The organism is Haladaptatus sp. CMSO5, from assembly GCF_036689885.1.
Classification (GTDB): Archaea; Halobacteriota; Halobacteria; order Halobacteriales; family Halococcaceae; genus QDMS2.
The window spans coordinates 2,175,113-2,186,597 of the sequence record NZ_JBAHVW010000001.1 but is presented as its reverse complement, the minus strand read 5'-3'; the positions used below and the strand labels follow the sequence as shown (position 1 = coordinate 2,186,597).

The following is an 11,485-nucleotide window of genomic DNA, read 5'->3' as shown; positions in this document are numbered from 1 at the left end:
CGGTCCGTGGTCACACGGAACGAAGTAAGCTCCGTTGGTGTAGTCCGGCCAATCATTTCGGCCTTTCGAGCCGATGACCAGGGTTCAAATCCCTGACGGAGCATTTCTCTCGAAGCAAACTATCGAGCGATAGCGAGGTAGTTGCGAGTACAGAATGCGGAGGAAGGGATTTGAGCAGGGAGCAACTTGTTTGCGACCGTGTTCAAACGGTTGTGAGTTACTGACTCTCATGGTTCGCAAACGCGAAGCACTTGCTCACGAACATTGCTATCAGAAAAATTTAGTTTCCCCACCCTGTCGCAGAACCGTCAGATGTAGTGGCTCCAGACCATCTCTTCTAAGTACGCGCGCTGGTCTTTTTGCCCACCATCAGTCTTGATGCGGCGGGGTTGTTGAACGAGTGGAACGAGTGGCGCGCCGGTGTTTTCACCGTCGGTGTACTGTCGTGCAGTCATCAACCGAAAAGTCTACGCCTCAGTAGATAAACTTAATCATTGTTAATTGTAGATTCAGTAAATTGGACAGGACAGTTCGGATAATATGCACATTATTTCTGGCGGGTTCGCGCCCGTATCGACCAACGGTTGCCGGTGGTTGCCGCCGGTTGGCACGCGGAAATTGCTGGTGGGCCGGGCGGACATGCATTCGCCTGCCGTGACTGGTGTGCGACCAGATTTCGGTGTGCAGTGGAATAAATAAAGCAGTCAATAAAAGGGGAAGCAGTTACAATCCGTGACTTCAATGACAGGAGTATGACGACAGCCGAGTGGCTCACGGCAGAGCGGGAGTACAGCGACGAGGTAATCGGTGATGACACAATCTCGCGGCTGTTCGAGGCGACCGCGGAACGCAACGCCGCCCACGACGCCCAGCTGTACAAAGGCGGCATCTACAACCGCTCGCTGACGCCAGACATCCTTCCAGAAGCACCGGATGGGCAGTACGCCGCGCTCACCTACGCCGAGATGCGCGACGTCGTCCACAACCTCGCCGCGGGCTTTCGCGACCTCGGCGTCGAAGACGACACGCGCGTCGGCATCTTCGCAAACACGCGCATGGAGTGGGCACAGACTGACTTCGCCCTCCTCGCCGCCGGGTGTGTCGTGACGACGGTGTACACCGAGTCTGCCCCCGCACAAGTCGAGTATCTGCTCTCAGACCCCGGCGCTCGCGGCGTGGTTGTCGAAAATGCAGAACTGCTCGACCGCGTGCTTGAGGTGGAAGACGGCCTCAAACTCGACTTCATCGTCGTGATGGACGAGTTCGACGCCTCCTACGACCGCGAGGACATCTTCACGCTCGCAGAGGTTCACGACCGCGGCAAAGCGACGTTCGACCTAGACGCCTACGAGGAGTGGCTCGCAAACCGCTCTCTCGACGACCTCGCAAGCCTCATCTACACCTCCGGCACCACTGGCAAGCCAAAGGGCGTCCGCCTCACCCACGGCAACTTCCGCGCGAACGTAAACCAAATCCACCGACGGTTCGGCCCGCGACCAGACCGTGACCCGTCCGTCCCGACCATCGACACCGATACGACCGCCCTCTCATTTCTCCCGCTCGCGCACGTCTTTGAGCGAACCGCAGGTCATTTCGTCATGTTTGCCTCTGGAGGCACTGTTGCCTACGCAGAAAGCTCTGACACCGTGGGTGAAGACATTGCAATTGTCCGCCCCACAACGGCGACGAGCGTCCCGCGCGTTTACGAACGCATCTTCGACTCGATGCGCGAGCAAGCGAGCGAGTCACCGATCAAAGAGCGCATCTTCAACTGGGCTATCGACATTGGCCGAGAGCATTATCAGGCGGAGAACCCAGACACGCTGCTCTCCATCAAGTACGCCATCGCAGACCGCCTCGTCTTCTCGACGGTCAAAAACCAACTCGGGGGGAACATCGAGATGTTCATCTCCGGCGGTGGCAGCCTCTCGAAGGAACTTGCAGAACTATTCAACGGCATGGGACTCCCCATCCTCGAAGGCTACGGTCTGACAGAAACCGCGCCCGTGTTGACGGTAAACCCACCTGAAGACCCGCGCCCGGGCACCCTCGGCATCCCACTCACGGAGGTATCTATCAAGTTCGACACGGCCGCCGTCGCAGCCGACCAACGCGAGCAGGCGAGCGGGGAAATCGGGGAACTCCTCGTGAAGGGGCCGAACGTCTCGTCTGGCTACTGGATGAACTCGGAAGCCACCGCCGCTGCGTTCACCCAAGACGGCTGGTTCCGTACGGGGGACCTCGTCGAACGAGGGCCGGACGACTACCTCATCTACCACGACCGACTGAAACAACTGTTCGTGCTCTCGACGGGGAAAAACATCGCCCCCGGCCCAATCGAAGATGCGTTTGCGACGAGTCCGCGCATCGAGCAAATCATGGTCCTTGGCGACGACCAGAAGTTCGTCGCCGCGCTCGTCGTCCCGAACTTCGAGAGCCTCCGCGCGTGGGCAACCCGCGAAGGTATCGACCTGCCCGAGTCGAGAGCCGAACTGTGTGACCATCCGCGCGTCAAAGAGTGGGTGCAAGCAGACATCGACGAGAAAAACGCACAGTTCAGCAAGTCTGAGCAAATCAAGCAGTTCGAACTCGTCCCTGTCGAGTGGACGGCAGAAAACGACCTGCTCACCCCGTCAATGAAGATGAAGCGTCGCAACATCCTCGACCGCTACGAGGATGAACTCGTCAGTATCTACGGCAAAGAGCAGATGAAGCAATCGAAGTCCCCGTAATCACTGAACCAACGACGTGAGCACGCGCGACTCGGCTTTTCTCAGGTGTTCATCGACCGTACTCGGCGCACAGCCCAACTCGTCTGCGATATCTTTGTGCGTCGCGCGTCGTGGGATTTCGTAGTAGCCCTTCTCGACCGCTGTTTGGAACACTTCGAGTTGTCGGTCGGTGAGCGCAGACAGGATGTTCTGTCCGTCCGGACTGTAGCGCCCGACCTGTTCGATCGAAATCCGAATCGAGTCAGGTATCTCTTCGAGCGCCTGTCTGAGCATGTCGTGGATGCCGACCACCGTCGTTCGCAGCCCGCCATTGCCCGTGAATTCGAGTGGCGTGTCGATGATGAGGGCGTACTTCTGGGCGAGTTTCATCAACGTCCCTGCGGGCTCGCCGGGGACGACGTGGAAGTAGATGTGGAACTCGTCCTCGTTCGTGTCGAGCAGCTCGTAGTTCAAAACCGCCGCTTCGTCGGCGAGTTGGTCGATGAGAGGTGCCGGGTCGCCAGTGAGACGGTACAGAAGGACGCCGGTGCCATCGCCAAGCGAATCGACGTGCATCAGCGCATCACGGGTGACCTCGGGCAGTTGGGCGATTGCCTTATCGACTGGATGGATGGCTCCGTCTTCGGGGGTCAGCGTGAAATCGAAATACCTCATTGTGGGGCTCGGGTTGGACAGGGGTGGGTCATCACTATCACTACTGGGTGGTGGGAGTGCGCTCGTGGCTCGGGGACACGAGACAGTTCAGTACCTGCTTCACAACCTTCCTAATTATTCGTTGTGGAACGGCCAACCACGGAAAACGGGTGTATCGAGTGGTCAGGCCAGCCACTCTTTTGGCTTCGTGTCGTAGTCCACGTCGTCTGCGGCGATGGCTTCGACCTCTTCCCACGGCAGGTCTTCGACACTCACCGTCTCGCCGTCGTAGCGGATGAGCTTGCCGCGCTCTTCTGGCTCCGGTTCGCGGTCGCGGCGGCGCGCTACCTCAATGGCGTGGTCATCGACCTCTTTGATAATCGTCTTGAGCGAGACGGGCCGACCCCAGAGGTCGAAGACGCGCTCTAACACCTGCGTCGCCTGCTCTAAGTCGAGCATGACGCCGTTGTAGCGGTGGCCGAGCAACAGCTCGTTGCGGTTGTTGTAGTTCCCGTCGAGCACCAGTATCGTTGGCCGCCCGAAGTTGGTGAACTGCAACATGAGTTTCTTCTTCACGTCGCGGTAGTCCACGCTCGTCACGCGGAAGTCGCGGGTCGTCTGGACGTACTCGTAGGTGAAGTAGTGATTTTCATCCACGAACTCCTGGGTGAGGAACTCGTCTAAGAACGTCACGTCGTTGTGGCTCTCGCGGATTTCTGCCATCCGATCCCAGCCTTTCGTAAAGTCGAGGTCTGAGAGTGCCTCGCCAACGTCGGCGTACTGGCTGTCGTCGAACATGTAGCGCGTGAGGCGTTCGAGTTCCTCTTGGGTGATGCGCTTTATGAACCCCTGATTCTGGTGTTTGACCAGCGAGAAGTGGCGCTCTGCGAGTCCTTCGAAGGTGAGCACCTTCCACGGGTAGGCTTCGACGTCAATCTCGCCGTCTTTGGCGAGGGCGAGCGCCTCGGCGTCGATACGCGGGTCGTCGGGGTTGAGATTCGAGAGCGTCTCCGGGCGGATGGAATCGACCATCGCATCCGGTTGCAGCGACTCCATCACCGCGTCGAAGTCGATGACATCGTGGAAGTTCCGCCACGTCACGCCGTCGATGCGAAGCAGGCGCTCTGCCACCATCGCGCGGTTGGTCGTGTTCTCTATGTACTCCCAGAGTTCTTTCCCGAGTTTGTACGGGTTCAGGCCGGGCGACCCGAGCACCTTCGCCTGATGGTCTGCGTAGCTGATGAACTCGTCTGCACCCGCAAAGTGCTCTTCGCCCATCATCATTGACTCCCAGTAGGCGGCCCATCCTTCGTTCATGATTTTCGTCATCTTCTGGGGGGCGAAGTAGTAGGATTCGCGCCGGAGGATTTCGAGCACGTCTCGTTGCCACTCTTCCATGTCGCGGGCCTTGCCGTTCTCTTTGTCGAACTGCTTGCCGTAGCTCCAGAGGAACGCGAGGATGTCTTTTTCCGGTTCCGGCGGGAACGTCGGCGTCTCATCACCCTTCCGGCGGGCTTCGAGCCACTCCTCGTCGAACACCTCGCGCAACACCTCTTCGGAGATGTTGAGGCTCTTCAGGCGCTCGTCGATGTCCTCTTCGTCCGGGAGCCGCGAGGCGCGATAGGAGGCAGACCGGAACGGCCGGTGTTGGTCGATGTTGTCCTCAAGGCAGAGAATCGAGTCGATCCACGCTTCGACCTCAGAGCGGTCGATTTCTGGGTCTGCCATGTACTCGCCGATGGTTTCTGCGTGGCGGGCGAGCATCGCCGCTGCGTTCGGTTGTGTCTCCGCAAAGAGTCGGAACCAGCGGTTGTTGCGGAAGAAGTCGGCGTGGGCTTCGACGTGTGTGATGACGGCCTTCTGGTCTGCCATCGAGTTCGACACCTGCAAGAACGCGTTCGAGGGGTTGTCGTTGTTGACAATCTCGAAGGCCTTGCCGCCGAGGAACTGCGTCTGTTTCTGTTGCTGTTCGTACTTCATCCCCCAGCGCCAGTGGGGGTAGCGCGTCTGGAACCCATCGTAGGCGATGAGCGCGTTCATCTCGTCGTAGTCGATAATCCAGTAGTTGACCGGGTAGGGTTCGAGGCCGAGTTTGCGCGCGAGCGCGTTCGCTTCGCGCACCGGCTCTTCTAGCTGTGCGGCAACTTTTCGATTTTCGTAGTCGTCTCCGGTCATGCTTCCTCCGTGCTCAAGATGGTGTAAATTGCGTCTAACACGTCTTCGGGGCTGGTGACGTAGGCCACCGCCACGTTATCGCTCTCTTTGAAGTGGCGCTCGACTTCCTCTGCGTGGGTCGCATTGATGGCGTTTCCTGACGGCTGGGTCTCCACGTATGCGTGGAGGTTCGCGTCGATTTCCTCCATCAGCGGGATGACGCGCTCTTCGGTGTCGTTCGAGGAGTTCTCGCTGTCGCCCGCCGCGAACACATACCGGTTCCACTCGGCCCACGGGTACTCCTCATCGAGGATGACTTTGGCGAGTTGGTAGGCTGAGGAAATCTTCGTCCCGCCGCCGGAACGAATCCCGAAGAACTCGGGGCGTTCGACCTGCCACGCCTCTGCGTCGTGGGCGATGTAGACGAACTCGGCGGTGTCGTATTTGCCCTGCAGATACCAATCGAGCGGCGTGAACACGCGTTCGACGAGTTCGCGTTTGGTCTCGCGCATCGACCCGGACACGTCGCGGATGTTCACCACGACGACGTTCTTCTCGCGGGTTTCGACGATTTCCGGATAGCGGTAGCGCTCGTCTTCGCGGCGGAACGGCAGGTGCCGGATGCCGTCGCGGCGGATGCGCTCGATGGAGGTCGTCTGTTCGACGTTCTCCTCCATCTCCGCTATCGACGGCCACGTCGCGCGGTCTGCTTCTGGAATGTCCGAATACCGGTCGTCGAGCCACGCCCGCGAGACGGGCATGTGCTGGGCGCGCGCCCACTCGAAGACCTCCTCTGGACCCCAGCCATCGACCTTCAGCGCCTCGGTGACGTAGTCGTGGTCGAAGTCGAAGGCGAGTTTCCGTTTCAGACCCTCTTTGAACATCCGCTCGAAGTCGAGCGTGCTGGAGGGGCCGGTGCGGGTGATGTCCGTGTAATCACCCTCTATCTCCTCTACGATTTCCTTGCCCTTCGGTTCGAGGTCAAGCCCGAGGGTTTCGTCCAACTCTTGGGCGAACTCCTCGGGGTCCATCTCGTAGTACTCGTGGTCGCCGCCCTCGCCGCCGGGCTTGCCGTCTTCGCCGTCGCCGGGTTGTGGCTGTGGCTGGCCAACGGGCGCTCCCACGTCGGGGGTACCGCCCTGGCCCTGTCCGACGCCACCGCGGTCTCTGCGGTCGTATTCGAAGCCGGGCAAATCCACGATTTTGATGGGGATTTTCACTTCGTGGGGCAGGCTTCGGCCGAGGTCGCCGTACTGGATGAACTCGGCTAAGTCCTGGCGGCGTTCTTCGCCAACCTCGCGGTAGCGTTCAACGTCGTCTCTCAGTCCCATTTGTGTACCACCTCTTTCATGACATGACGGCTCGTGAGCTCCGCAGAGGCCTCAGAGTAGTCGAACAGTTCGACCATGTTTGCGATGGTGCGGGCTTTCACCGCCGTCGTCTCCGTCCCCGTTGCCGGGTCGTCCCACTGCCGAGGGTTGAAGTCCGGGTAAATCCGCTTGACATCGTCCCAGTCGTGCATTTCGAGCACGGTCTTGATGATGGGGATTTCTTTCAAGTTCACGTCCCGGACGTGGAAATCTTCGTCGCGATTTTGCCACGCGTGGCGGTTTAACGCCGTGATGATTTTCTCGCGGCGGAAGTCTTCGACCGGTGCGGTTGGGCTGTTCGACCGGTAGTCCTCACCGTCGAACCGTCCGAGGTGCTCGGTCTCGAAGATCTTCATCTTGAGCGGGTCGGGGTCGACCGACTCGCCGCGAGCGTTCACAATCTGCTCGTCGTTCGCCCACGCGTAGACGTGTTCGATGTACTCCTCGACGGTGGCTTCGTCCACGCGCTTTTCGCGCATTATCGCCTGGAGCACGTCCTGTTCTTGCTGGTCGAAGATGTGCTTTTTCACGGTCACGACGCGGTTTTCAAACTCGGCGCGCTCGCCAGCGGAGAACACCGGGGCCTCTGCGAGGCCTTTCGCCATCGCGTTCAGCAGGTCGCGCGGCATGATGACGTGTTCGACCGGGAGCGTCGCATGATAGCGGTCTTGCTCGTGGTTGAGCAGGTCTGCGATGATGTCGCGGGTGAAGGTGACAGGAATCCCGCGCTCGCCGTCATGGCTGTCCGGGTCGAATTCGAAGTCGTCGATGTCTCGGCGCTCGTCGCCCTCTTGGAGGTAGCCCTGGTCGAACAACAGCGCCTTGTCCACGAGGGTCAAGCCCGCAGGCAGGTCTTCGTTGTCGAGGCGGGTGACGACGCTGTAGAGCGCCGCCGCCTCGATGGCGTGGGGTGCGAGCTCTTTTTCGACGACCGTGTCGCGGTCACCGCCACGCACCTGGAGGCGCACCGGTTGTCGGATGAGTGCGCCGACCTCATCGTACTCTTTGAAGGTCCACACTTGGCGTTCGTTCGTCACCTCGCGGTGGACGAGTTCGGCTTCCAGACTCAGGTTCGTCAGGTAGCCAAACTCGTGTTTGTCGAGGCGGCGTTTGAGCGCCTTCAGCGGGTCTTGGTCGTTGCGCTCTGCGTGCTGGTTGAGTCGCGCCTCTAAGTCGGGGTTCGAGATGATGACCAACTGCGTGTCGATGTCCATCCCGATGCCCTTATCGAGTTTTACCTGCGACTCGTCGGGAACGTTGAGCAGCCGCTGGAGTAAGTCTGCGTGCTGCGCGGCGTCTTCGACCACCGTGATGACGCTGTTTCCCTGTGAGAGCACGCCGTCGTAGCTGAACGCCTGTGGATTCTTGCGCCCGCGCGAGTCGAGTTCGCGGAGCATCCCGGCCATCCACGAGCCGACGAGCCGCTCTTTGGGCGTCCCGTCGTCTTCTGAGTGGAGCACGCCAACGCCGTGTCCGATGTCCACGACGTAGTTCTTCACGCGCAGGTGTTTTGGGTCCGTGATTGCGCTGAAGAGGTCGTGTTTGCCTTCGCGGCGGTACTTCTCCTCTAGGAAGTTGTACGCCTCGCGGCAGAATGGGTCGAGTCGGCCTTCGACGACCACGTCGATGTGATCGCCCGGCCGGGCGTTGAGTTCTTTCAGTAACTCCGCGCGAACATCACGCGGGAAGACCGTGAGCGGGTGTACCTGCACTGGACTCTCGTACCAGTCGTCTTCCGCGAGTTCGATTTCGTCACCGTAGGTGAGTCCACCGGAGGTGTTCGCTGAACTAATGTTCCACTCGACGGTGTACCGCCGGCCCTCCTCGGTCATCGAGTAGGCCTGCAACCCGTTTATCAGACAGCGTTTGAGTTCTGACTTACCAGTCGCCGTCGGGCCGTGGAGCCAGATGATTTTCTCATCTTTGCCCCGTCTGGCCGCAATCGACCGAAGGTCGTCGACGAAGGCGTTGAGCGATTCCGTGTTACCAAGAATCGCGTGTTCGCCGTCGTGTGAGGGGTCGTCGAAGAAACAGTAACGCTGTTTCTCCTCGCCGTTTTCGACCACCGTGCGCGTCCCTGCGCTCTCGATTGCTTCGAGGAGGTACTTGGTCGCGTGGCTCGCCAACCGCGGATTTTCGAGGATAATGTCTACGTACTCAGCCAGAGACATCGGCTGTTCGTAGGCTTCCCGAAGGGCCTCGTTCGCCGCGGCGATGTATTCGGTTCCATTGCTCACGGCATCATCACTCCTCCATCTCCGCCTTTGCGACCTCTGCGCCAGCGAATTCGAGGACTTCTTTCGCCCCTTCGAGCGAGTAGCCCTGGTCTACGAGCGCGTCGATCCAGGCGTTGCGCTCCTCGTCGTCCAGTTCCCCAGCGGAAACCAGCGCCGAGAAGTTGATGTTGTGCTTTTTGTCTTCCCACAGCTTGCGTTCTAACGCCCGGCGGAGCCGTTCGTTGTCCTGCGGGCTGAAACTCGTCCCTTCGCGCGCCCGGCGCGAGACCCAGTTCGACACTTCCTGACGGAAGTCGTCTTTGCGGTCTTCGGGAATGTCGAGTTTTTCTTCAACCGAGCGGAGGAACTTCTCGTCTGGGCCGGACTCGCGGCCCGTAATCTCGTCTTCCACGGTATCGTCGTCGATGTACGCCATGACGTGGTCCATGTACTTCTCGCCCTGTCGCTGGATTTCGTCCAGGTCGTAGGCGAGCGCGTGGCGCACGTCTTCGATGGCGCGTTCTTTGTACTCTTCGCGCACCATCTCGAGGTAGCGGTGGTAGCGCTCTAAGTTCTCTTCTGGAATCGAGCCGTGATTCTCCAAGTTCGTCTCTAAGTGATTGAACATGGTGAGCGGCGCGAGGAACTGGCGGCCACGGTGCATAGAGTCCATGATGGTCTCTGCGATTTCGTCGCCGATGAACCGCGGCGAGATGCCGTCCATCCCCTCACCGATGTCGGCGGAGGTGGCAGCCTCGTCTTGCAGTTTCTTTACGTCAACGTCGTCGATATCGTCGGTCTCACCGTTGTATGCTTTCGCCTTCTGCAGTAAGTCTACGTGCTCGGTCGAGGGTTGCTCGATGCGCGTGAGGACGGCGAACAGTCCCGCCATCTCCAGGGTGTGCGGTTCGACGTGCACGTCCGGCACGTCCGCGTTGCGCAGCATCTTACCGTAGATTTTCGCCTCCTCTTCGTACTGGAGGACGTACGGGAAGTCGATGCGTTTGGTGCGGTCGTTGAACGCCTCCATCTTCTCATCGCCCTTCTTCTCGCGGTATTCGGGCATGTTCGTCCTGCCAACGATGACCTGGTCGATGTCCATCCGCGGGTTGTTTTTGGGCTTGATGGTCTGTTCTTGGGTTGCGTGCAGGAAGTCGTAGAGGAACTCGCGTTGGAGTTTCAGCAACTCTTCACCCGAGAAGATACCTCGGTTCGCGTTACAGAACGCCCCAGAGTAGTCGAACGCACGTGGGTCGGACTCGCCGTAGATGGCGATTTTCGAGTAGTTGACGTCGCCGGTCAGCTCGGTTTCGTCCTGGTTTTTCTTGTCCTTTGGCTCGAACGTCTCGATGCACTGGCGTTTGTTCTCATTCGCGACGAGGCGGACGATTTCGACGTGGTTTTCGAGCACCGTCTGGAGGTTGTCGTCGTAGTTTTCGAGCAACCGGTCCATGTAGAACTCGCTCGCCGGGTCGAGCGCCTGTTCGTTGCGGATGGTGTACGGCGCGTCCAGATTCTCGTTTATCTGTGCTAAAATCTGGTCGCGCTGGGCCTGTGGCAACAACACGAGCGGGTCTTGGTTCATCGGCGAACGGACGTGGTCGTCTGCCGGGTCTTGGTCGTCGATGATGTCACAGAGGTTCGTCCACTGGAAGGTGTACATGCGGCCTTCTTCGCGCATGGTGTAGTCTTCGTAGTAGTGGCGAACCTGCCGGTCGAAGTCGGATTTCCCCGACCCGACGGGGCCAAGCAGCAGCTTGATGCGTTTTTCCGGGCCGAGGCCGCGGGCACCACTTTTCACCTTGTTGACGAACTCGTGGATCGCTTCGTGGATGACCCGGCCAAAGAAGGTGTTTTCACCCTCGTGGAGCGGGTCTTCGGTCGCCAGCTTGTATTCGACGATTCCGGCATCTTCGTTGTATTCTGTGCCGTAGAAGTCGAACATGTCGGCGACGCGCTGGTGTGCGTTGCGGGCGATGCGAGGGTGGTCAAGGACCTCCTGTAAGTACCATGTGAACGTCCGCGTCTCGCGGAAATCGTCCGGAATGGACTCACGGTACTCCTCGCTCAATATTTCTAACGTGTCGATGTCACCTGTCATTTTATCACGGACCATTGCCGCCTCGATGTGCTCGTGGCGGGGACCGACAGCATCTCTCGACTCAGGGTGTGGTACACGCAGCGAGCCCGCTCCATGGCGAAAGCGACCGCTCGCAGAAAGTACCCTCTTCGTCCGGCGGCTAGTCCGCCGCGGAAACTCCAAAGGAGTGAGTCGAACCGGATGTTGTCGTGTGCCATGTGTGAACTAGTACCATCCAGCAGACGCAACGAATCCCGTTCTGGGATGGCGAGTAACAACACGAATCGGCGTACGTCTGGC

General features: G+C 59.5%; 7 protein-coding genes and 1 tRNA gene. 2 read left to right on the top strand and 6 right to left on the bottom strand.

What is annotated here, in order from left to right; all coding sequences use genetic code 11:
- The first annotated feature begins 28 nt into the window (after positions 1-28).
- A tRNA-Glu gene (locus V5N12_RS11455) sits at positions 29-103 on the top strand.
- A 205-nt stretch (positions 104-308) separates the two neighbouring features.
- Here the strand turns inward: V5N12_RS11455 and V5N12_RS11450 are convergent.
- The gene (locus V5N12_RS11450; RefSeq protein ID WP_332899301.1) at positions 309-455 is read right to left on the bottom strand and encodes a hypothetical protein; all 147 of its coding nucleotides are present in this window, start codon (positions 453-455) and stop codon (positions 309-311) included.
- Between the two features lie 297 nt (positions 456-752).
- Here V5N12_RS11450 and V5N12_RS11445 point away from each other — a divergent pair, with 297 nt between their 5' ends.
- Positions 753-2,732: an AMP-dependent synthetase/ligase gene (locus V5N12_RS11445; RefSeq protein ID WP_332899300.1), complete on the top strand. Its 1,980-nt coding sequence runs from the start codon at positions 753-755 to the stop codon at positions 2,730-2,732.
- On the opposite strand, the gene V5N12_RS11440 is transcribed toward V5N12_RS11445, so the two are convergent.
- The 5 genes from V5N12_RS11440 to V5N12_RS11420 form a co-directional block, all read right to left on the bottom strand.
- Positions 2,733-3,386: a helix-turn-helix domain-containing protein gene (locus V5N12_RS11440; RefSeq protein WP_332899299.1), complete on the bottom strand. Its 654-nt coding sequence runs from the start codon at positions 3,384-3,386 to the stop codon at positions 2,733-2,735. It lies immediately after the preceding gene.
- Between the two features lie 162 nt (positions 3,387-3,548).
- Positions 3,549-5,540 (bottom strand): SpoVR family protein, encoded by a 1,992-nt coding sequence (locus tag V5N12_RS11435; protein ID WP_332899298.1) that lies wholly within the window; start codon positions 5,538-5,540, stop codon positions 3,549-3,551.
- Positions 5,537-6,850, bottom strand: coding sequence for a YeaH/YhbH family protein (locus V5N12_RS11430; protein ID WP_332899297.1), 1,314 nt, complete (start codon positions 6,848-6,850; stop codon positions 5,537-5,539). The genes V5N12_RS11435 and V5N12_RS11430 overlap by 4 nt, the downstream gene beginning before the upstream one ends.
- The gene (locus V5N12_RS11425) at positions 6,841-9,126 is read right to left on the bottom strand and encodes a PrkA family serine protein kinase (protein WP_332899296.1); all 2,286 of its coding nucleotides are present in this window, start codon (positions 9,124-9,126) and stop codon (positions 6,841-6,843) included. Before V5N12_RS11425 ends, V5N12_RS11430 begins: the two co-directional genes overlap by 10 nt.
- Before the next feature lie 7 nt (positions 9,127-9,133).
- Positions 9,134-11,206, bottom strand: a complete 2,073-nt coding sequence (locus V5N12_RS11420) for a PrkA family serine protein kinase (protein WP_332899295.1) — start codon at positions 11,204-11,206, stop codon at positions 9,134-9,136.
- Between the last annotated feature and the right edge of the window lie 279 nt (positions 11,207-11,485).

Excerpts from the sequence above, each read along its gene's own strand:
- V5N12_RS11450 (WP_332899301.1), bottom strand. The coding sequence starts at position 455 with ATGACTGCACGACAGTACACCGACGGTGAAAACACCGGCGCGCCACTC.
- V5N12_RS11445 (WP_332899300.1), top strand. The coding sequence starts at position 753 with ATGACGACAGCCGAGTGGCTCACGGCAGAGCGGGAGTACAGCGACGAG.
- V5N12_RS11440 (WP_332899299.1), bottom strand. The coding sequence starts at position 3,386 with ATGAGGTATTTCGATTTCACGCTGACCCCCGAAGACGGAGCCATCCAT.
- V5N12_RS11435 (WP_332899298.1), bottom strand. The coding sequence starts at position 5,540 with ATGACCGGAGACGACTACGAAAATCGAAAAGTTGCCGCACAGCTAGAA.
- V5N12_RS11430 (WP_332899297.1), bottom strand. The coding sequence starts at position 6,850 with ATGGGACTGAGAGACGACGTTGAACGCTACCGCGAGGTTGGCGAAGAA.
- V5N12_RS11420 (WP_332899295.1), bottom strand. The coding sequence starts at position 11,206 with ATGACAGGTGACATCGACACGTTAGAAATATTGAGCGAGGAGTACCGT.